Source organism: Nitrospira marina, assembly GCF_059568365.1.
In genome coordinates this window covers 4,445,921-4,467,046 of the sequence record NZ_JCANTH010000001.1, presented here as the reverse complement: position 1 = coordinate 4,467,046, position 21,126 = coordinate 4,445,921, and the positions used below count along the sequence as shown (strand labels likewise).

The following is a 21,126-nucleotide window of genomic DNA, read 5'->3' as shown; positions in this document are numbered from 1 at the left end:
CAAACACAATGGCCACCCTCTTAACTCTACATGCAGCACTGAATGCTTTAGCTTAGGGAATTGTTTCAAGAAGATCTTTCTTGGCTTTTGAAAAGTTCTCGATCCGGAACGTTGGCAATTCGTACGCCCAGCCTCCCACGCGCTGATTGAACGCCTCAACTTCTCGCTGAACCTCTTCCGGTTTTTTTAATATTGAGTCTTCTTTGGAGGAAAGATCTTTTTTTTGTATTTCTGCCGTTTTTTTCCCTTCTGGAGATTCAGGGGTCTTTTCGTCTTGAGCAGAATCCTGCGCTGGGACCGTTTCCCCGTTTTCTGTGGAAGGGGTAGCATCCACAGATTGAAGCAGTTTTTGATCATATTCCGCAGAAAATTTTCCAAAAACTTTATCTTCCTGTTTGGCCGTTTGAACATGAAGCCTGAGCCCGTCAAAGGTTTCCAGTACAGCCGTCACTCCGGAGCGGTCCTGAAAATTTACCTCATGTGCTTCTTTCGCATCCTCCAGTGAGAGCTGCACGAGAGTCCCCACCACGTTATTCACATTAAACTGAGAAGCCACTTTGGAACCTACAGGAATGGAATCCAACTGAAAATCAAGATCCTCGGGTTTATCTTTTGAGACAAGAAGAGTTTCCCCGCCCGGATGCCTGACCGTCACCCGATGAACGCGCTTAGTCGTCAGCGCCGTTAGTTCCTTATCGAGCCACTCTCCCGACACTTTTTCCAACGGCAAATTCCCTATTGTTAACCAGGTTTGAGGATCTCCTAGTTTTCGCCCATAAATTTCACTCATCCGTGGATTTCCCTTGGCAGGACGTTGATTCCCCAGAATCACCAAGGCCGCCTCAGGATTACTCGGAGTTTTCAGCGTCACCGTTGTCGAAAGTGAGCCTTCTTGTTCTTTGTCCCGTAACCCCAGCCGATCGTATAACTCCGGATTTTTCGTTTTGGGTTCCAATATCCGCAACTCCGCCAATCCGATGAGAGTTTGTTTTACCTTTTCCACATCAGCGCGATACCCGGACTTCTCCTTAACCCGCCAGATATGCTCCCCACGCACCAGCGTCACGGTCTGATCCTTAGTCTCCACAACTATTTCGTTCACGTCATTAACAACCGACAATAATTCCGGGAACAACAGCTCACCACTCTGTGGAAACTGAGAGGCCGGCTTTTGATTCATGAAAATGACTAGAACAATCCCAGCAATGGTTATGGCGGCTAAGATGCCGAGAGTTTTGGCTTTCATATGCTTCCCTTAATATCTTGAATAGTCGAATAAGGTCCTGGTTGATCGATATCTGAGTTACTTAGCTTTTGGGGACCCCTTCTTTCTGATCCCCGAAGAACTGATCCATACCCCGACAATACCAATCAGCAACGGCACAAGCCCGATATTGATAAATTTTACCCAACGCTCCACACTCTCAATGTTTTTGCCAAGCTCATGCTGTACGCCACGCAGCTCTTTGCGAACCTGAAGCAATTCCTTTCGGAATTGTCCCATGGCCTCCTGCTGTTCAACACTCAGGATCATGGCATTTCCCTCAGGCTTTTGACTCTGCAGTTCCTGAATTTTACGTTCCGTCCCCTTGAGCTGTTCCTGGAGCACTTGCTCCTTTTGCCGGAAGCGGTGCTCCGCTTCCTGTTGCAACAATCGCAAAAGCGTGAATGGCCGGGAATACCCCGCCCGGCTTCTCACACTAATAAGATCATTGCTTCCCGTCAGATTATCCAAGGCGTTTGTAACAAACGTGCCATTCCCAGAATTGGGAATGCCTATCCGTTGGCCAAAGAAGTTTTGGACTTGAACCCAAAACCGGTCCTGCAAGATATCCGTATCGGCCACCACAATCACATTGATGGAACCTTTTGATTCTGTGAGGTGATCTTTGGTCTGGGTCTCGGCTTCTGAAGGCATATCCGGATTCTCACTGGTATTCGCCACCGCTTTAGGCTTTCCCTCCGGAAATGCCGTTTTCACGGTTCCCGTTACCCTGGCGGCCACAATAAATTTTTCTCCTTCAGGCCGATAACTGTTGAGTAAACCGCTGACATCAGGCATGACTGATAAACGTGAGGCCTCAATCTGCATGGCGGCTTCATCCGATTGGATGAGCGGTTCGACCGTGGTCCCCGTTTCCCCCTTCTTTCGAATGATGCCTGCTGATGCCACCGTGATCGACGGCACTTGAGCCGTGACAATATCCTTGTCGCTGAAATGTTCCTGGCGGAAATCAATCCAGACTGGATAATCTACCACCTGTAGACGGTTTTGCTGTTGGACTTGCACCTTTTTGGCCAACGGCAAATCTCCCAACACTTGCCCTTTCACCAACTCCAGACCCCAGGCGGCAAATAACGTAGGCATATCCGAATTCCGGGGGCCGCCGCCCCCCATCGGGTTCATGGGGTTTCCGCCTCCACTATCGGATTCCGCAAGAGGATCCACAAAGATCATGGCATGGCCGCCTCTCAACACATACTGATCAATCGCATAGAGAGTGGCCTCACTCAGGGACTTTGGATGCACAATCATTAGGACACTAATCTCCTCAGGGATAGCCCCCCCCGTCGTTTCGATTTTTTTCACTTCGAACATTTGTTCGATATGCGAGAGAATGAGCCAGGGTTGGCTTCCTCCCTGCGGTGCCATAAACGGCATCCCCCCATTCCCATCAATGGGCAAGGTGCTCAGCAGGCCAAGAACTTTTTTCTTGGGATTGGCCAACGTGTGAACCATCTTCGTCAAGTCATACTCCAAAAACTCTTCCCGCTCTGGTTGAAAAAAAGGAATCACTTCCAGCTCATCCGTCGAACTGGTCCCGGCCAATCCAAAATAAAATTGGGTGCTCCCACCATCCAGGGGGATACCCTGCAGACCAAACGCGACTGCTCGGTCTTCTTCTTCTGAAAACGGTTCAGGGTCTATCACCTCCAAGTACAGTTGGTCTCCCGCGACTTGGGCATATTCCTCCAACATCTCTTGAACGCGTGTTGCGTAACTTTTAATGCCCGGCAAGCCGGTTGCCAAGGCTTTGGAGAGATAAAACCGCAGCGTAATGGGTTCCTTCAAACTCTCAAGAACATTCTTGGTGCCTTCAGACAAGGTATACAGGCCATGTTCTGTCAGATCGAATCGTGCAGAACTGAACGCGGCATTACTCACCATGTTGAAGACGCCGAACAGAACGGCTGCCATGATGAGACCGCTTCCCGTGAGTACTTTTTTATTCATCATCACTCCTCACTTGCAAAGTTTCACACCGGATCCTTTAAACGGTCCTCTTACGATTCGGCCTTTTTGATATCAATGACCGTGGCCGTCGCAAACAACCAAAAGGCAATCAGCGAAAGAAAAAAGAGAATATCGCGCAAATCCAGGACACCTTTGCTGATCGATTGGAAATGCGTCAAAAAGCTAAAAGAGCTGATGGCACTCAGCAGAAATTGTGGCGCCCACCCGCTGAATAATTCCAGAACGAGTGGGAACCCACTCAAGATGAACCCCAAAGAAATGACAACGCTGATCACAAAGGCGATCACCTGATTTTTGGTGAGGGCGGAGATGCAGGAGCCGATAGCTAAAAATCCCCCGGCCATCAGCAGACTGCCGAGGTAGCTGGCAAGGATAACACCATTATCAGGATCGCCCAGTACATTCACCGTGAGCCACATGGGAAAGGTCAGAGCCAAGGCGATCCCCGTGAAACACCATGCGGCCAGAAATTTCCCTGCGACCGCCTCCCACATGGTGACGGGCAGGGTCAGCAGCAGCTCAATCGTCCCGGAACGACGCTCTTCCGCCCATAAGCGCATGGCCAACGCAGGGATTAACACCAGATAGAGCCACGGATGAAAATCAAAAAACGGCACCAGGTCAGCCTGGCCGCGCGCAAAGTAATTTCCCAGATAAAACGTGAAGGCCCCACTGAGTAACAAAAATATGACAATGAACACCGCCGCAATCGGCGTGGCAAAATACCCGGCCAATTCCCGTTGAAAAATCACTCGAATACGTCCCACAATTCCTCCTTCACTCTCGGATATGTCTTTCAGCTACCCTCTTCTAATGCCATTGGTCCCTCCGAGACGCATTAAGATGAGATCCCGTTCGTTCAAGGATATTCTGCCGGAAGAGCCTCCGGCCGATAGTTTGCGTCCCTCCAAAACCAGGCCCTATTACGAAATCGTCTGCTTGGGAGTCGTCAACAAACGAAATACTTCATCCAATTGCCCCCGGTCGGGATAGAGTTCCCTCACTTCCCACCCCTGTTCTCGCGCGCAATGTCCAATATCCGGGAGGATCCACTGTCCGTCATCCGGATAAATACGAAATTGCACTAAGTCACCGTCCCGGCCCAACTCTTCAATCTTTTTGACCCCTTTTACCGTCATCAGGTGATGATGTAAGACCATGGGATCCACACCGGCTATCGTGCCGAGGACCGTATGGTGAGTAGGAGATTTTCCTTCCAATTCCGCTGGTGTGCCATCAAACACCACTTTCCCCTTCGCAATGATCATTGCGCGCGTACAGAGTGCATGGACTTCTTCCAAGATATGCGTTGAGAGAATAATGGCCTTTTCTTTCGCCATGGCCCGAATCAGCGTTCGAACCTCATGCTTTTGATTGGGATCCAATCCATCGGTCGGTTCATCTAAAATCAAAATTTCCGGGTCATGAAGGATCGCCTGAGCCAGTCCCACGCGGCGCTTAAACCCTTTCGACAAGGTTTCAATGGATTGGTTCAACACCGATTGCAAATTTACCTTCTCGACCGTTTCCGACACCGTTCGCTTAAGCGTCGCTCCACGATATCCTCGCATCTCCCCAATGAACGTAAGAAACGAGGCTGGAGTCATATCCTGATAGGCCGGAGCTCCCTCTGGCAGATAGCCTATACGCTTTTTGGCATCGATGGGTTGAACGTCAATATTATGCCCGCAAATATGCACTGCGCCGCTGGTCGGCGTGAGAAAACCTGTGATCATTTTCATGGTTGTGGATTTACCTGCTCCGTTCGGCCCTAAGAACCCGAGCACTTCTCCTTTTCCTACGGTAAACGACACACCATCCACTGCGACAATCGGCCCAAATGTTTTTCGCAAGTTTTCAATTTTAACCATGATTTCCATGCTACCCTCTTTATCTCAATAATTTCATGAAGTGATCTGTGGGACCTGTTGTGCTCTCGCTTTCTGATTTATTCAACCCCCTCTAGAATCAATGGAGATACAATGGGGGCAACTCTTTTGCATGTTTGTGAGATTTCGGTGGCTTGGCTGTTATGGCCGGCTTGACTGTTTCCCAAAACTGCCGCCCATCCCAGTTCTGTTTTTCTGCCGAGGTCGTGTATAAGGTCCGATCAAGGTTCCAAATGGCCGCAGAAATTTCTGCCGGATCAGGAACCGGGTGACTCAACAGACGTTCCACTGACTTCAGGCTTCGACAGGGACGCCCTGCTTCCTTGAGGGAAGCCCATTGTAATAGTGCGGCTCGCGTTTTTTCCGCTGACTGTTCGAAACAAGCAGCCTTCACTCCTTGAATGGCATGTCGTTCCGATTCAAATTTCCCATCATTCCTTTTTGCCATATCTTGACCTCGTCCATGCCGTTTTTGGCGATCCCTCCACCAGGCCACCAGGGTCACCAACCACAACGTGAAACATCCCCCTGTTATCCACGGCCATGGTAACGGCCTGTCACTATCAGAGGTGCCGAATTGGACATCCCTCTGCTGACCATCACTCTCTGTTGAAGAAACAGGCAGGTCCGGAACGGACGTGGGAATCTGTCCTGAGGAGGCAGGTTGACGCGTGCCGAGAATCGTCAGAACCTTAGCAGGGAGAGTGGCCTCTTCCCACTGGCCAGTCTCAATGTTCCACCAGGGAACATGAATCGCGGGCAACGTCACTGTACCCGGCTGCGTGGGCACGAACACATATTTTTCCTCCCTGGACCCCACAATCCATTTCCCGTCAAAATCTGTCTGGGTTTTTGCCTTGTCGGGATAGATCTTCACAATGGGTTGTGGGGGCACGGTCACTTCAGGCAATTGTTCTCCCCGCTGACCTGTCGCACGCATCACGATCGTTCGAGTGGGGGAATCCCCTATCTGTAGTGTATCGGTATCACCAGACCATGTTTCTGTGAGAGTGAGATTTTTCGCCGGCAGCCAAAATCGCCCATTCAAATCTGATGGAAAGTTTTTGACGTTGATCGCAATTTTCGGACTTCGCCTGTGAATCGAGCGTGAAGTTTTGAAAGGATCACGCCCCAGACTCCCGGGTCGATTGCCAAATAATTCCTCAAAGAGCGTTCCACGGGTTCGGCCTTCCTGCACGGATCCGGAAAAGAGGATCGGAGGAATCACCTGCTTCCCGCTTTGTTGCGGTGTGATTACATAACGACGTTCGGTGATATGATAGCGTCGCCCGTTTCGGGTCGTCTCGTACGAGACGTCCTTGCCCACGCGTTCAACAACTCCCCAATCCATTTCGGGTTCATCTAATCGGCCTTCCTGCACTGAAATGGCGCTGACTAACCTCAGCGTCAGAAGGACTTGCCCTTGTAAATAGGAAACATGTGAGTCCACATCGGCTTCGAGAAAAATATCCTGGCTTTCGTTAGCCTCTCCAGTGTGATTCGGCTCATTGACCTCCAGTTGAATGGGGGCGGTTTGATGAGTGCCCACGTGGATAGGAGGAATGGTCACGGCTCCTGTTCGCTTTGGCGCAAGCGTCGCAATCCATCGGACCAATGAAGTGGTTCGCATATTGATGATCGAAGTTTGTTGACTTTGGGTCGTGCCCAATACATCGAAGTCTGCGTCTAAAATATGCCACTCGGGGGATTCACCCGAAGACATCTGATCCGTCTCCACTATAAGCTGGAAGGTCTCATCTGCCATGACCGGATTCCGATCCACAAAGGCCCTGACTGATTGGGCCGAAACAGGGGTAGCAAGCCCCATAAGTCCAAGGCAGACCACCATCACCCATATCCATCTCAAAATTCTCACCAGGGCTTACCTTGAGAAATGGTGGACTTTCCAGCCTCTACACGGCGTTGATGCTCCAAAAGGAACTTTCGCCGTAACAATCCTCCGGGATCATCAGGGATACGGCGAAGCCATTGCTGGAGGACCTGTTCAGACTTCTCTATTTCCGGTGAGTGGGCAGCGTCCCCCGCAGAAGATACTTCTGAATGTTCCACCTGATCTTCCGACTTTTCCTCCATTGTAGTTGGTGTGGACCGCGGCTTCTTAGATTGTTCGGCTTTCAAAGGGTCCAGCCCTTGCGCCTCTCTCTCAATATTTTCTTCAGAAGATTTCTGATCTCCATTCGACTGATTAGAGGTCCGGGCAGAATCCGACCCGGACCCTGACATCTGGGCTGCCTCTTCTTGTTTCTCTTTTTGAGAGTCAGCTGTTTTCGAATCGGATTGTTTATGGGTCGGGTCTGAAGGATTCTCTGATTTTTCTCCTTCTCCTCCTGCCTCATTCCCATTATTATTCTGTTTGGCAGAGGAGCCATCCGATTTTTGGGGTGATTCTCCCGCCTGTTCCGCAGATGATGATTTATCCAAGAGTTGTTTGATGATTTCTAGATTATGTTGGGCGTCCGCATGATCTGGCTGCTGAGTGAGGGCTGTTTGATACGAGGCCAGGGCTTCTTCATAGCGACCGAGATTAGCCAAAGCATTGCCTCGATTGTAATGACCCTCCGGGGTATCCATTATGGAAAAGGCTTCTTCTGCTTCCTGATATTTCCCTGCCCGATAATGGGCTATGCCCTTCCAGCCGGGGTCTTGAAACAAGGCCGCCGCTTCTTCCGGGGCGTCACGCTTTAATGCCTGAATCCCCTGTTGATCGGGACGAACCCAGAGATTTTCCCAGGAAAAGGCCTCGCTTACCTGAGGAATAAGCAGGAAGGCCAGCAGCATTCCTAACCATCCCGGTCGAAATGCGGGCAATGCCAAAACCAGAAGCAGAAGGACGAGCCAGGGTCCTTCTTCCCGCCACAGGTCGGTTGTTCGCTGTTCAGATGTTGAAGAGGATACCGCCCTCGTTGGCACAACGGAAGGAAAGACCCGATTGATATCCTGGTCGTCAGCCGTTACCGTGGCGTAATGACCACCTCCTACTCGAGCAATGTCTTGAAGAGACGGAATGTCCAATTTGGGAATAACCACCGTTCCGTCCTGATCTTTGAGGAATCCACCTGTCTCCGGAATAGGAGCCCCATCGACCGTCCCAATACCAAGCACCGAAACACGTACCCCTTGACGGTGTAACTCGCCTACCAACTTCAATGTGGCAGGATCTCCCTCGCCGTCCGTCAGCAAAAGCACATCACCACGCGTCTGGCCGACGTGCTGAAGGAGTTCATGGGCCTTCTGCAAGGCAAGATCGGTACGGCTTCCTTGGAGCGGCATGAGTTCCGTCTCGAGAGATTGCACAAGGGTCACTATGGTGTTGGCATCATTGGTTAATGGCGAGACAACGAACGATTCACCGGCATAGACCACAAGAGCGGTTTGTCCTTCTTTCCGCGCCTTAAGCATATCAAGAATCTTGTGTTTGGCTCGCGTCAACCGTGAAGGAGTCACATCCTGCGCATCCATTGAACGGGATAAATCCAAGACCATCACCAACGCCGATTCCGCCCGGAACACGGGCTGGGGTAATTGGGACCAGACCGGCCCGGCCAGTGCACAGATCGCCACAATCCAACCTGATCCGAGAAGCACGAGAGGCATGCGACGGGTAGCTCCCTCCGTTCCCACCAACAAATGCGGGAGTAGATGGGCATCACACACAGATTCCCATATCTGATCCGTTGTCCCCTTCCTGGCGACGAGCAGAAAGAGTCCGAATAAGGGAAGTAATCCCCAAAACCATTCCGGTCGTAGAAAATGAAACATTGCCATCTTATCGTCCGGCTCCTGCTTGTGCGGAGATCGCTTCCGCCCTCCATCTCGATCGGAGAACCCAATTTCTATTCCAGATGAAAGACATGGCCATTACACAGGAAAGGGCCAACGCGAATCCTAACGGCCATATATATAATTCGGTCGTCGGTCGAAACAGTTCTGTTTCCGTAGCCGCCGGTTCAAGACGATCTAATTCTTCATACACCCTCGTAAGTCCCTCGGTGTCTTTGGCACGCAAGTACAACCCTCCGGTACGTTGGGCAAGGTGGCGAAGGGTATCTTCATCCAAATCGCGAGAAGGATTCACCGTCTGTGTGCCGAAAAATGATTCAATCTCCATTCGATCCGCGCCAACTCCGATAGCATAGATTCGAATACCTTGTTCCTCAGCCAAGGCCGCCGCTTGTGTGGGCGAGACTTCTCCCGCGGTATTGGCCCCATCAGTTAATAGTACTAAAACCCGGCTTCCCGCGGGTTGTTCTTTGAGCCGTTTTACAGCAAGGCCGATCGCATCGCCAATCGCGGTTTCCTGTCCCGCCAAGCCGATTTCTGTTTCCGTCAACATGGCCTTGACGGTATCCCGATCGAATGTCAAAGGTGTCTGCACGTAGGCCTGGGAACCAAAAACAATCAACCCTATACGATCGCCAGTTCGGCCAGCGATGAACTCCCCGGCTGCGGCTTTCACCACCTCCAAGCGGGTGACTTCCTGTCCTTTTACCGAAAAATCCGGAATCTTCATGCTGCCGGAGACATCGACCGCCAACATCAGATCACGTCCACTGGTTGGCAACCCGACAGGTTCGCCACTCCACTGTGGACGGGCAGCCGCAAGCACCAGGGCGGCCCAGATGAATATCCCCGCCCAAAACAGCGTGGAATGCCTTGAACGAGTCGGCCCAATCAACTTGTTGGTCTGAAGGGCCATAATGTCGTCGAAATGCGGCACCTTCATAGCCCGGCCGGATGAAATGGAGACAGGTGTTGCCCAACGACGCACCATCCAGGGACACAGAAAAAGCGCCAACACCCACGGCCAGGCCAACGTTATCATGCCGCGCCCTTCCCTGTGGGTGGAGTCACCTGCTGAATCCACTGTTCGACCAAAGGCACCAGTTCGGCAGCCGACACGGCCGTCTGCTGTTGGTAGGGCCCTGAACTTAACAGATGGCCAACCCCGTCAGTGAATTGATTGGTTCGACCCGACCGGTCCAAAAACTGCAGCCAGGAGATTCCTACTAGCCCGGCGACCTCGTTTCGAGGGAAGGTGGCTATGGCATAGCGACGGATCATGACTGAAAGGCGTTGAATCAACCATTGATCATCTCGATGGTTATCATAGTGCCGTTTGATCGCATGCAGTTCATTCATCGCAAGTCGACACGTCTCTTTTCGACGTCGATTCCTCAGAATCCACAGGCACAGGATGACTCCCATCATGACCAAACCAAAGATGATCCACCAACCCGGAGCCGGAGGCCACAGAGAAATCGGAGGTGGCAGATGCACATCCCGGAGCTCTTGTAAGGGAGAACTTGCTGTCGGCATGTTAGCCCATTTCCGTCATGCCATACTGTGATGGGCGCTTCGGCGATGTCCAAGATCCTGTAACCCACCCCGCAATTGGAAAAGAATATCGTCGTGGGTTCCCAATGGAATGAATCCGATTCCACGGGTCAGGCACAGGGTCCGGACATCTTCATAACGTTCCCTAAAGCACGCTGAATAGGATTGGATGATGTTGGCGGATCCTGTATTCAATATTCCCATGCGTGTGCCGTCAGTCACAGGATATTGGCCGGCAGGGGGGGGCTCTTGTTCCAATTGGTCGTACATAAAGATCGCCACCACATCCTGGTGTCCGTTCAATCGGATGAGAGTCTGTTTGGCTTGATGGTCCCAATCGCGAAAATCACTTAAGAGAAAAATGAGGCTTCCGGGCTTCGCGGTTGCCTGGACTCGATTTAAGGCCAACTGAAAAGGTGAGGGATTAGGACTCTGGCGCTCAATCATCTGTGACGGGTGGGCACTATCTTGTGCCAAAGTATTGAGAAGTTGAAGCACTCCGGTTCTTCCTCCCCTGGGTCGGAGTTCCACATGGTCCACATCTGAAAAAACCACCCCCCCAACCCGGTCTCCCCGCTCTTGCGATGCCCATCCCAGTAATGCCGCCGCATGGGCAGCAACGACTGACTTAAAGGCCACCTTGGTCCCGAATCGCATTCCCTTTCTATTATCCACTACGATGAATACGGGTCGCTCCCGTTCTTCGCGAAAGACCTTGAGGTAGGGCTCATGAGTTCGCGCCATCACCCGCCAATCCATGAGTCGCACATCATCACCCGGTTGATACCGGCGAGATTCTTCAAAATCCATGCCTCTGCCTTTAAACGGAGATCGTTCTCCGCCAGCCAAAATGGTATGAACCCGCTTCCTTGTTTTGATTCCCAATATCCCTGTCTGGTGACGCATGTTGATGAGATCGGCAAGCCGAATTTCTACACCCTGAAATCCTGTAGGACGGTTCTGCCTGGATTCTAATGGGGTTGTCTGTTTACGGAACGGCCACATGATTCAAAATTTCTGAGATCACCTGATCAGTCCTGATCCCCTCCGCTTCCGCTTCAAAGGTCAGTAAAACCCGGTGGCGCAACACATCATGGGCCACGGCTTGTATGTCTTCCGGGGAGACATAATCGCGCCCTTCCAGCCAGGCATGAGCTCTGGCACAACGCTCCATTCCAATGGTTGCCCGAGGGCTGGCTCCAAACCGGATCCATCGCTTCAGCATGGCGCTATACGGTCCAGGCTCTCGCGTGGCCATGACTAATTGGACAATATATTCTTCTAGTGCTGGCGCGACATATAAATCCCACATCTGTCGTCGAGCGGCCACAATCACCTTTTGAGGAACGGGCGTGGGAGCTGTCGTTCCATCCCCAGAAATTGCCCTGGCTTGTCGACGAACAAGTTCGACAATCTTTCGCTCTCCTTCCACATCAGGATATTGCACCCGGACATAGAGGAGGAAACGATCCAATTGCGCTTCAGGCAAAGGATACGTTCCTTCCTGCTCAATGGGATTTTGGGTGGCCATGACTAAAAACAACTCGGGCAAGGGATAACTTGTTCGCCCGATTGTCACTTGATGTTCTCCCATGGCCTCTAATAGGGCGGCCTGAACCTTAGCGGGGGCCCGATTGATTTCATCGGCCAAGACAAGATTGTGAAAAATCGGTCCCGGTTGAAAGCGAAAAGAGCCGTCGTGAGGACGATAAATATCGGTCCCGGTAATATCAGCGGGGAGCAAATCCGGGGTAAACTGAATCCGGTGAAAATCAGCCTCAATCCCGGAGGCCAACGTTTTAATAGCGGTAGTTTTGGCTAAACCTGGCGCACCTTCCACAAGAAGGTGTCCATCAGCCATTAAGGCAATCAAAAGCCTGAGGGTAAGACCCTCTTGTCCAATCACCTGTTGATTCAAAAAGGCTCGAAGCCTTGCTATCTGCTCGTGTTCAGATCCAGACATCTGTCTTGATATGAACCCGGTGGGTTCCCATAGTCAAATTATTACCGATTCCCCTTCTTCCATGGAAATGGGGCAATCTCAACTTGTTATGCTGCATATTCTGAGAGCCTCTTTTTTATAATAATTTACCATTTTTGAGAGTCAAGGGTTTTGGCGGAAAAATGGTCCCTACCCAAAGAACCTCCAAATTCATTTATCTTCTCAACGACCCCTTGAAAGTCAGATGGATGGGGTCGCGAGAGGAGGGCCTTCGACCATAGCCCCATGATGGAGTGCCGTGTGCAATGATAGGGATATGTTCCGGGGAGAAGACCCGTTATTTCAAATGTTTCATGCGGACGAATGGCACGTACCCCAAAGGCACATGCTCCAGCCGCTTTGCAGCCGTCATGCGTATTCATATGCAGGTGTAGCCGTGGATTTCTCCCATACAACACGGAATTCTGAGTTCACGAGAGTCTATTGAGGAGGAAAATACGGCGCAAATCCTTCAATGTAAGATTTCAACGGCTTGGAACTTCCCCACGCCCACGGAGTGCTCATTCACACGCATCATGCCAGAAGAGCTTTCCTCCACGGCTTGCCGACAACCATCATACTTTTTACATTTACAACCTGGTGATGTTTTATATTTTCTTCCGGCAATTTCACTGTTCCTATACAATAAATTATATTGTGATCATCGTTCATTTCATATTGATTTGTTTTAATCTTTGGGGTTTTTCATTTCAAAAACTATCGCGATATTCTCCCTTTACCAGGATATTTTTTTATCTACCTCACTCAACAGACCTGCCCCATTTTGCGCCACTTGCCCATTGTCATTTTCCAGTTTTACCATAAAGGCATAAACTCAATCTTCCCGTCAATCAATGTGGTGAACCCATGGTGTATTGTACACCATCCAGAAATCCTCCTCATCCCTTTCCAAGATATGGCAAAGACAAGTGACGGACTGAACCGCATCTTTGGCCAAATTACCTGTTCACACGAAGTCGGTAAAACTCACAATTAAAACAGGAGGGACAGGAAGTAAAGGACAACGGAAGAGGTTTCCAACAAAGATATCTAGACTAGGTTTTTGTTCTGCACCCCTTGATTTCCGATCGTATCGAATAAAGAGGAGGGGATGATCATGAACCGTAAACTATGCGCCATTTACGTAATAGGAAGTGTGTTTTTAGGAAGTACATTAGCCCTGGGAAATCCAGGCATGTTGCCAAACCATCCAGGGTATCCCATGGGAGACGCGAAGTCTCCCGTGACGGGGCAATCGGTAGCTAATGACCCGGGACAAACTCAACCCAGCCGGGTTGAATCGCTCCATCAAGCTGCGGGATTTCATGATGCGCATGCCATGAATCCTGGAAAGGAAGAACGGCCGAATATTGTGTCGCCTGGAGCATTAAAGTCCATGGACACAAAGAGTAATTCCACGAAGTAAGTGATACGTCCACAATGTGTCCCCGTACGATCGGGAACGCCAGGGGGTCTCAAAAGGAGGGAGCTTGAAACTCCCTCCTTTTCTTTCAGCAGGATTACCTTTGTCTGTCACTCAAATACATATCCTAAGATCCACCATTCACCTCCCCTCGAGTTAGAACAAGGTATAGATGAAGGGGGCCACGGCTGAACCCTCACTCAGGATTATAAGACCGCCGAGTAATAAGAGCATGATGATGATGGGGGCGAGCCAGAACTTTTTTCGTTCCCGCATAAAGTCCCACAATTCCCCAAGAAAACCTGTCATCTGTTGTTCCTCCTTAGAAGGGTTTCAGCACATGGTCTGCGGCTCTGGCCTTTTTGACCACGCGATAGCTGTTGGCCTTGGGGTCATAGCCAAGTTGCAATGGTCGTTTACCTAATAATCCCATAACAAACGCCATGGGAGTAAACATTCCAAAAAACATTAAGCTTAAGATTATCCGGGAATTGATCCAGCCTAATTTTTCGCCGATCTTCATCCAGACTCGATGCAAGGGCTTAAGGCCTTTTGGAAAAACTATTCCCATTGCCCCAAAGACCCCGGCGATTAAACTCGCCCATACTCGAAGGCTTTCCCCATGAAGGACCAATGGCCATAGCGCTACTATAAAAAAGACTCCTCCCATTAACAGGCCAAACGAGCGAAGATCTTTGGCAGTTGGTTGATGAATTCTTGAGGTCATATCGTTATTCTTTCACGCTTAATCCAATTCAAATTCTTTCATCCACGTTTCATCCTTTTGCACTGGCTTTTGGTGTTCTTTCAAAACGAGACAATTTTCCAGCACAAGAACATCCATCTCCGTCCGCATGAAACACCGGTAGGCATCTTCAGGCGTACAGACAATCGGTTCACCTCGAACATTAAACGAGGTATTGATCAACACCGCACACCCGGTTTGCTTTTCAAACTCTTGCAACAATTGATAGTAGCGAGGATTGGTATCAGGTGACACCGTCTGAACCCGGGCGGAGTAATCCACATGGGTCACTGCTGGAATATCAGATTTGGGAACATTGAGTAGATCAATTCCAAAAAGTTTTTGTTGATCAGGTTGTACCGCTCGACGTCGCTTCTCGGCAACCGGGGCCACCAGTAACATGTAAGGACTATCGGCATCCATCTCAAAATACTCGGACACTCGTTCTCTCAAAACCGAGGGCGCAAAGGGCCGAAAGGATTCCCGATATTTTATTTTTAAATTCATGACCGATTGCATTTTCTCGCTACGAGGGTCGCCCAAGATACTTCGTCCTCCTAGAGCCCGAGGACCGAATTCCATGTGCCCCTGTAACCAACCAATGACCTTTCCCTCAGCCAAATACTCCGCTACTCGACGATACAGGTCCGAATCCTCCACGCGCTCATACTTGGCCTCAAGCCGTTGGAGCCTGGATTCAATCTCCTCATTGGAAAAGCGTGGCCCTAAATAACTGCCTCGCATCGAATCACTAGGACCCTGGCATATCCGAGGCTGATTTAGATAGCTGTAATACACATTTAACGCCGCTCCCAACGCGCTCCCCGCATCGCCTGCGGCCGGCTGAATCCACAGCCCACTGAATGGACCTTCCCGCAGCACTCTTCCGTTTCCGACGCAATTCAAGGCCACCCCTCCGGAAAGGCAAAGATTGGAAAGGCCCGTTTCTCGATAAAGGCTGTTGGCCAGACGGAGCATGACCATCTCGGTGACTTCCTGCACAGACCGGGCCAGATCCATTTCCCGCTGGGTGAGTGTACTTTCCGCCTGACGCGGAGGACCACCAAATATGGCGTCGAACTTGTTGTTGGTCATCCGTAATCCGGTACAGTAATCAAAATAGTCCATATTGAGCCGGAAGGTGCCATCCGGCTTCACATCCACCACATTGTCCAAAATCGTTTTCACATATTTTGGCTCCCCATAGGGAGCGAGCCCCATCACTTTATATTCCCCGGAATTGACCTTAAACCCGGTATAATAGGTAAAGGCGGAATACAGCAGCCCGATTGAATGGGGAAAGGGAATTTCCCAAAGAGGTGTTAATTGGTTTCCCCGCCCGACCCAGGCTGAAGTGGTCGCCCATTCGCCCACCCCGTCCATACATAGGACAACCGCTTCCTCATAAGGAGAAGGGAAAAAGGCCGCAGCCGCATGTGATTCATGGTGTTCTCCAAAAAGCAAAGGCGGCAGGTTCTCTTATTTTTCGAGACTTCCCACCTGACGAAAAGCCTTTTCTAGTAAGTTTCGCAGGAATAGCTTTTCTTTGATCCACACAGGAATAGCGGTTAGAAACGATCCTAGTCCCTTCGGCGCATAGGACAAATACGTTTCCAGCAAACGTTCAAATTTGACGAAAGGTTTGTCGTAGAACACCAGATAATCGACGTCGCGCATGCCAACCCCGCCTTGCCGGAGACAATACTCCACCGCATGGCTCGGGAACCCGGCATCATGCTTTTTTCGCGTGAACCGTTCTTCTTGAGCAGCCGCCACAATCTTGCCATTCTGGATGAGACAAGCCGCGCTATCGTGGTAATAGGCGGAAACGCCCAGAATTGATGTTAATTTCCTGTTTGGCGTTGTCATGTTTTTCCTTAGAATAAGAGCTTGCCTTTGCCATATTGGATGGCCTGCTCAGACAGAAAACCCGTAAACTCTAAATTTTCGGTGAATGATGAAGAAGAACTTTACCAACGATACTTCCTGTTTCCCTTTCGATCAATAGAAAACCTCCTATCGGACTTATTCTATTTATCGAAACAGTTCATCAAAAAACAATTTCATGTGCTCCCATGACCGTCTATCAGCTTGCTCCTGATATTGCACACCGTTCATCCCATATTGATTGGCCGAAGGGTTGGTGAATCCATGTTTGGCCCCTCCAAAAATCACCATGTGCCAATCTAACCCAGCCTGGTCTAAAGCATGTTTAAATTTCGTAATGTGGTCTTGACTAAGAAACGGATCGGCCTCCCCGTGGGCAATAAGAATTTTGACTGAACTCTTAATAGCAGAAGATGCGGACGGAAGAGGGAGCGACCCATGGAAACTTACGCCTCCGTTGACCGGTGCTCCATCATACACCATTTGCATAACCGTTGCCCCCCCAAAACAATACCCAATAGCTGCTAAACGGGTTTGATCTACCAGGGGGTTAGTCTGAAGAAGCCGTAATCCCTCTTTCGCCCTGGCCTGCCACATATTTACATTGGCTGTGATCTGTTGCATCCATTGCCTGGCCTTATCGGGATGAGTGGTCACTTTTCCCTTTCCATACATATCTAATGCCACCGCCACATATCCCATGGCCGCCAATTGTTCTGCACGAGTTCGGGCATATTCATTTAGCCCCCACCATTCGTGAACAACCAAAACTCCCGGACGTATACCTTTAATCTCATCATCCCAGGCCACGACTCCTTCCAAAGCAACATCCCCATGGTTATAGGGGATAGTTGTGATCTGCACCCTTGCTTCCACTTGCGAAGACCATGCACACACAATCATGAGGAGGCATAGACCTGATCGATGGAAATAATTCATGATTTCTGCTTCTTTACATTAATGGTTCAGTAACCATTCGGACCGGAATTCAGACTATGACATGATTTCGATTTAATACTATTTCTTCCAGTCATTAACCTGAACCGCTTCAGAATGGTCCAGATACTAAATTTTACGGTAAATTGAGCATTTGGCAATATTTATTCAATTCATTGTTTTTGGGTTTCCCAAGAATCCGCCAATTGTGCTCTCCAACCGAGAGAAAGAAGCACAATATTCTTTTTTGAACGGTAGAACTCAAATAATACATTGGCACTTAAATTCGGGGCACCAGAAATGATTTGCTGATACTGGTCCTTAGTCATCATCACCAAACGCGTAGATTGTTGAACGTCCCTTTTTAGTTCTTCCAGCGCCAAGGAATCTTTAAGACCCTTTCCCACGATGCGTGAACGACCATGGAGATAATCCCAATAAAATTCATCTTCATCCCCCCGCCAATCCCATGACTGAAACACCGATATGGGATCAGTTTGATTATTCAGTCGCCGTTGATTTTCGTCAAATGCCAGCCTGGGGGAGCCTTCCGCTTGAATACCAGGAATAATAAATCCGGTCACCGTCACCATAAGGGCCACGCCCAACACTCCCATACCCAAAAGACCCATTCGCAGATAATTCTTGACGGCCAGGCCAATCATTATCAGGCCTAACATGCCTAATCCAACACGAAGAGCCAAAGGAATGATGTCCAACGGAACATGCCATTTTTTTTGCAACAGAATAGGTCCAAGAAATACCGAAACCACAAAAACGCCCCCTAAGCATGCTAACAAGCCCTTCAACATACCCCTTCCTTCTGATACTGGTGCTTCATGGAGCAGTCGATGGTACACATATCCGACCAACATACCGAATGCCGGTAGGAGAGGTATAAGATACCGTTCATGCTTTTCGGGCCCCAAACTCATCGCCACAAAGTACGCCACGACCCAGAGAAAGACCCACAATTCTTTCGGCGATTCGAGCCAGGGACGACGGTTCCATATGAGAAAAAGGCCAAAGGGAAGTAAGGCCGACCAGGGGAAAAAGTCGAACCAGATGACTAGACCATACCAAAAAATGGGACGTTTGCCCCAATAGGCCTCCCACGCAGAATATTGTTGGTCGCCCGATACGCTGATCATGCGTTTGAGATTTTCTTCAAAGAAAAAATGCTGCCTGAATTCGGGACCAAGTAACAGGTAGTAGGCACCCAGTAACAAGCCACTCAATACGGCCCCAACCCAAAAATACCATTCCCGAAATACTCGCCCATCACGCCGCATCCATAAAAAGATTCCCATTACCAGAACCGGCAAGACCATGGCATGTAACGTTTTAACCATCGAGCCCAACGCCAACGCCACAAAACCGATTAGATACCACCACTGTGAAGATTCTTGAAAATACGCGCGGGCCCAGGCATACATCCCCAATGTCATAAAAAAAGTTAACACAGGATCGATTATGGCCAATGGACCAAACCACAAGCCCGCATAACAGGTCGCACATACCAGCGCGCTCCAAAATCCTGCCATTTCTGAAAACAACAGGCGCCCTAAGTAATAGGTCGTTATCATCGTTCCCAGACTGGATAGAATTGACGGCAACCGTAATGCGGCCTCACTCCATCCCAAACCATGAATGAATCCCGCCTGAAGCCAAAAGAAAAGAGGCGGTTTACTAAAATACGGCTCTCCCCTTAACCAAAGATGCACATAATCCTCGGCCGCCATCATGGTGTGGGTGATAATGGCGTACAAACCCTCGGTTTCCCCGAACAGTGAAATAGAGGCATTGGAGCTAAACGCCAAAAAACCAATGACTAGAAGAAGCGAAATATGGATAGCGGGGCGTTCAAGGAACGCAATCCAGGAGGTATTCATTAGAAGAGAGATGCTATTTCACTGCCCATGATGATCATTACCGACAAAAAACGTTGGCACAGACTACAACAAAAACCCCTGATTTGTTAACTTAAGCGACTTCTCGACCAACACATTTCTAAGAATCCCGGCAATGGTATTAACCTGGATATGGTGAATGGGCAATAATACTTTTATGCTTGCCCTAATCGAAGATATGCCATGCATTAGCAGGAAGGAAAAAATACAACAGAAGAATCGACATTTCCTGGTGTGTGATTGGCTTCAATATTACGTATACACGTAATGCCCTACGAATGGGGGGTGTGGGGATACTACCATCATTAAGGCAACTGAGAAATCTGAATGGTGCGCCCGGAGGGACTTGAACCCCCAACCCTCGGCTCCGAAGGCCGATGCTCTATCCAATTGAGCTACGGACGCATGAAGAAATGACTTTATACATCCCACCAAGGTCCCCGTCAACCAATCTCTCATTTAACCAGGCTTCCCCTGGCTGTTCTCGCGTCTTCATATTCCCTTTTAAAGCATGTGATCAGTTCGTCGCTTTCACCTCCTGTGGGCCCACCCCTCTGGGGAATAGTCACGGAAACGCCTATTGGGTTGAAATGGGCTTGAGCAAGATACTTTTCCTATATCGGAACGTCAGGAATCCTAATGATACGTACAGAACAGCTGGCCTCTGATACCATCATGTTTCATGTGCAAGGACAGTTTAATAAACAAGTTGCCAAAGAACTGGGTTTGTTGGTCTTTCGTTCTTACCACTTAGGGTGTAAGACCTTCCTTTGCAATCTTAGCCTGACCAAGGCGTTTGATAAGGATGCTCATGCCCAACTGACCTTGATTGGAGAAGGATTACGAGATAGAGGAAGAAATTGGCGAGTAATTTCCCCACCCTCTTCCAGCGGAAACCAGCTTATCCTCCGAACAAGTCTTCAGCTTCTTGTTCCCGCAAACTTGAATTAATTACTCTTCTTTAAGAATGATCCTAGCGACCATTCTTCTTCGATAATAAATCCTTGCTCGACTCGACTCTTTCCCCAATCCTCTTAGAATTCACCTGTAAGCCCTGTAGACTGACGGCCCAAAAATCGGTCATATTTTTGGAAATGGAGTTCCGGCCATAAATTGGGAATATGAGGGAAGGATGAAGTTGTCCCAAAGAAGACGATGGCACCATTCCGATTAATCCCCCAGGAAATTTTTCTGCGACTATTCCCCAGTGAAACTCCCCTGAGTAAGCTTTGGGTATCCTGCGCAGTTATGATGAAATGATTAATACGATTCAGGGGTAGGGAGATCGATTTCGGATTGGGTGGCTTCAGGGACCAGTCTTTCTAAGCGGCGATGATAGTCACGAAGGCGTTGTTGTTGAGGTGGAGTGAATTTAATAGTTTCCTGATTGTGCAATTCCACCAACTGTTCGACGCATTGCAACAGGGGAGGCACGGCATCAAATACTTTTCCCGCCTCAAAGGCTTCCAAGGATTCGACAAATAATGGAGGGAGAGTTTTGTATGTGACTCCCACTCGGTCACGAAATCGATAGACCGTGGTTTCATACGCATCGACTGCCTCCGGTGTCGGACGAATTCCACCAGACAATGCCAGCATGGACTTGGCCGGCACCTTCGCGGCAAAAGCCGCCAGACTGGCAATCAGTTCTCCTAATGTGTCAACCACCTGCCCAGGTTCCGGTTTTGCCTCTTTATTCATATGTTGGAATCTACTCCAATCGCTTGCCTGCTTGTCAAGACAA

17 protein-coding genes, 1 tRNA gene and 1 pseudogene are annotated in these 21,126 nt (G+C 49.6%); 2 read left to right on the top strand and 17 right to left on the bottom strand.

What is annotated here, in order from left to right:
- Window positions 1–52: 52 nt before the first annotated feature.
- From LX98_RS19325 to LX98_RS19280, 10 genes are all read right to left on the bottom strand, one after another.
- Window positions 53–1,246, bottom strand: a complete 1,194-nt coding sequence (locus LX98_RS19325; RefSeq protein WP_496430393.1) for a DUF4340 domain-containing protein — start codon at window positions 1,244–1,246, stop codon at window positions 53–55.
- 57 nt (window positions 1,247–1,303) lie between these two features.
- On the bottom strand, window positions 1,304–3,238 hold the full coding sequence (locus tag LX98_RS19320) for a Gldg family protein (protein ID WP_496430392.1): 1,935 nt from the start codon (window positions 3,236–3,238) through the stop codon (window positions 1,304–1,306).
- Between the two features lie 47 nt (window positions 3,239–3,285).
- The gene (locus LX98_RS19315) at window positions 3,286–4,023 is read right to left on the bottom strand and encodes an ABC transporter permease subunit (protein WP_496430391.1); all 738 of its coding nucleotides are present in this window, start codon (window positions 4,021–4,023) and stop codon (window positions 3,286–3,288) included.
- A 156-nt stretch (window positions 4,024–4,179) separates the two neighbouring features.
- Complete coding sequence (locus LX98_RS19310; protein WP_496430633.1) at window positions 4,180–5,127, bottom strand: ATP-binding cassette domain-containing protein; 948 nt, start codon at window positions 5,125–5,127, stop codon at window positions 4,180–4,182.
- 97 nt (window positions 5,128–5,224) lie between these two features.
- On the bottom strand, window positions 5,225–6,994 hold the full coding sequence (locus tag LX98_RS19305) for a BatD family protein (RefSeq protein ID WP_496430390.1): 1,770 nt from the start codon (window positions 6,992–6,994) through the stop codon (window positions 5,225–5,227).
- 23 nt (window positions 6,995–7,017) lie between these two features.
- Complete coding sequence (locus tag LX98_RS19300) at window positions 7,018–8,931, bottom strand: VWA domain-containing protein (protein WP_496430389.1); 1,914 nt, start codon at window positions 8,929–8,931, stop codon at window positions 7,018–7,020.
- A 1-nt stretch (window position 8,932) separates the two neighbouring features.
- Window positions 8,933–9,988, bottom strand: coding sequence for a VWA domain-containing protein (locus tag LX98_RS19295; protein WP_496430388.1), 1,056 nt, complete (start codon window positions 9,986–9,988; stop codon window positions 8,933–8,935).
- Window positions 9,985–10,482, bottom strand: coding sequence for a DUF4381 family protein (locus LX98_RS19290; protein ID WP_496430387.1), 498 nt, complete (start codon window positions 10,480–10,482; stop codon window positions 9,985–9,987). Before LX98_RS19290 ends, LX98_RS19295 begins: the two co-directional genes overlap by 4 nt.
- A gap of 15 nt (window positions 10,483–10,497) precedes the next feature.
- Window positions 10,498–11,505, bottom strand: coding sequence for a DUF58 domain-containing protein (locus LX98_RS19285; protein ID WP_496430386.1), 1,008 nt, complete (start codon window positions 11,503–11,505; stop codon window positions 10,498–10,500).
- Window positions 11,489–12,463 carry an AAA family ATPase gene (locus tag LX98_RS19280; RefSeq protein ID WP_496430385.1) on the bottom strand — a complete coding sequence of 325 codons (975 nt, stop codon included), beginning with the start codon at window positions 12,461–12,463 and terminating at the stop codon, window positions 11,489–11,491. The genes LX98_RS19285 and LX98_RS19280 overlap by 17 nt, the downstream gene beginning before the upstream one ends.
- A 1,135-nt stretch (window positions 12,464–13,598) precedes the next feature.
- Here LX98_RS19280 and LX98_RS19275 point away from each other — a divergent pair.
- Window positions 13,599–13,907 carry a hypothetical protein gene (locus tag LX98_RS19275; protein ID WP_496430384.1) on the top strand — a complete coding sequence of 103 codons (309 nt, stop codon included), beginning with the start codon at window positions 13,599–13,601 and terminating at the stop codon, window positions 13,905–13,907.
- 153 nt (window positions 13,908–14,060) lie between these two features.
- Here the strand turns inward: LX98_RS19275 and LX98_RS19270 are convergent, their stop codons facing one another.
- The 6 genes and pseudogenes from LX98_RS19270 to LX98_RS19245 form a co-directional block, all read right to left on the bottom strand.
- Window positions 14,061–14,213: a DUF5989 family protein gene (locus tag LX98_RS19270; protein ID WP_312645580.1), complete on the bottom strand. Its 153-nt coding sequence runs from the start codon at window positions 14,211–14,213 to the stop codon at window positions 14,061–14,063.
- A 13-nt stretch (window positions 14,214–14,226) separates the two neighbouring features.
- Window positions 14,227–14,631 (bottom strand): SxtJ family membrane protein, encoded by a 405-nt coding sequence (locus tag LX98_RS19265; RefSeq protein WP_496430383.1) that lies wholly within the window; start codon window positions 14,629–14,631, stop codon window positions 14,227–14,229.
- 18 nt (window positions 14,632–14,649) lie between these two features.
- Window positions 14,650–16,518, bottom strand: a pseudogene (locus tag LX98_RS19260) (carbamoyltransferase family protein).
- Between the two features lie 165 nt (window positions 16,519–16,683).
- Window positions 16,684–17,475, bottom strand: coding sequence for a dienelactone hydrolase family protein (locus tag LX98_RS19255; protein ID WP_496430382.1), 792 nt, complete (start codon window positions 17,473–17,475; stop codon window positions 16,684–16,686).
- Window positions 17,476–17,645: 170 nt separating this feature from the next.
- Window positions 17,646–19,364: a glycosyltransferase family 39 protein gene (locus LX98_RS19250; RefSeq protein ID WP_496430381.1), complete on the bottom strand. Its 1,719-nt coding sequence runs from the start codon at window positions 19,362–19,364 to the stop codon at window positions 17,646–17,648.
- Window positions 19,365–19,710: 346 nt separating this feature from the next.
- Window positions 19,711–19,787 (bottom strand) — tRNA-Arg (locus tag LX98_RS19245).
- Window positions 19,788–20,021: 234 nt separating this feature from the next.
- Between LX98_RS19245 and LX98_RS19240 the strand changes: the two genes are divergently transcribed.
- A complete protein-coding gene (locus LX98_RS19240) occupies window positions 20,022–20,333 on the top strand; it encodes a hypothetical protein (protein WP_496430380.1) in 312 nt (103 codons plus the stop codon).
- 309 nt (window positions 20,334–20,642) lie between these two features.
- Here the strand turns inward: LX98_RS19240 and LX98_RS19235 are convergent, their stop codons facing one another.
- Entirely contained in the window at window positions 20,643–21,083 is a 441-nt protein-coding gene (locus LX98_RS19235; RefSeq protein ID WP_496430379.1) for a hypothetical protein, read from the bottom strand.
- Window positions 21,084–21,126 lie beyond the last annotated feature (43 nt).

What these genes read in the sequence shown, in the direction of transcription:
- LX98_RS19325 (WP_496430393.1), bottom strand. Translation starts at nt 1,246, where the DNA reads ATGAAAGCCAAAACTCTCGGCATCTTAGCCGCCATAACCATTGCTGGG.
- LX98_RS19320 (WP_496430392.1), bottom strand. Translation starts at nt 3,238, where the DNA reads ATGATGAATAAAAAAGTACTCACGGGAAGCGGTCTCATCATGGCAGCC.
- LX98_RS19310 (WP_496430633.1), bottom strand. Translation starts at nt 5,127, where the DNA reads ATGGTTAAAATTGAAAACTTGCGAAAAACATTTGGGCCGATTGTCGCA.
- LX98_RS19305 (WP_496430390.1), bottom strand. Translation starts at nt 6,994, where the DNA reads ATGGTGGTCTGCCTTGGACTTATGGGGCTTGCTACCCCTGTTTCGGCC.
- LX98_RS19300 (WP_496430389.1), bottom strand. Translation starts at nt 8,931, where the DNA reads ATGGCAATGTTTCATTTTCTACGACCGGAATGGTTTTGGGGATTACTT.
- LX98_RS19295 (WP_496430388.1), bottom strand. Translation starts at nt 9,988, where the DNA reads ATGATAACGTTGGCCTGGCCGTGGGTGTTGGCGCTTTTTCTGTGTCCC.
- LX98_RS19290 (WP_496430387.1), bottom strand. Translation starts at nt 10,482, where the DNA reads ATGCCGACAGCAAGTTCTCCCTTACAAGAGCTCCGGGATGTGCATCTG.
- LX98_RS19285 (WP_496430386.1), bottom strand. Translation starts at nt 11,505, where the DNA reads ATGTGGCCGTTCCGTAAACAGACAACCCCATTAGAATCCAGGCAGAAC.
- LX98_RS19280 (WP_496430385.1), bottom strand. Translation starts at nt 12,463, where the DNA reads ATGTCTGGATCTGAACACGAGCAGATAGCAAGGCTTCGAGCCTTTTTG.
- LX98_RS19275 (WP_496430384.1), top strand. Translation starts at nt 13,599, where the DNA reads ATGAACCGTAAACTATGCGCCATTTACGTAATAGGAAGTGTGTTTTTA.
- LX98_RS19270 (WP_312645580.1), bottom strand. Translation starts at nt 14,213, where the DNA reads ATGACAGGTTTTCTTGGGGAATTGTGGGACTTTATGCGGGAACGAAAA.
- LX98_RS19265 (WP_496430383.1), bottom strand. Translation starts at nt 14,631, where the DNA reads ATGACCTCAAGAATTCATCAACCAACTGCCAAAGATCTTCGCTCGTTT.
- LX98_RS19255 (WP_496430382.1), bottom strand. Translation starts at nt 17,475, where the DNA reads ATGAATTATTTCCATCGATCAGGTCTATGCCTCCTCATGATTGTGTGT.
- LX98_RS19250 (WP_496430381.1), bottom strand. Translation starts at nt 19,364, where the DNA reads ATGAATACCTCCTGGATTGCGTTCCTTGAACGCCCCGCTATCCATATT.
- LX98_RS19240 (WP_496430380.1), top strand. Translation starts at nt 20,022, where the DNA reads ATGATACGTACAGAACAGCTGGCCTCTGATACCATCATGTTTCATGTG.
- LX98_RS19235 (WP_496430379.1), bottom strand. Translation starts at nt 21,083, where the DNA reads ATGAATAAAGAGGCAAAACCGGAACCTGGGCAGGTGGTTGACACATTA.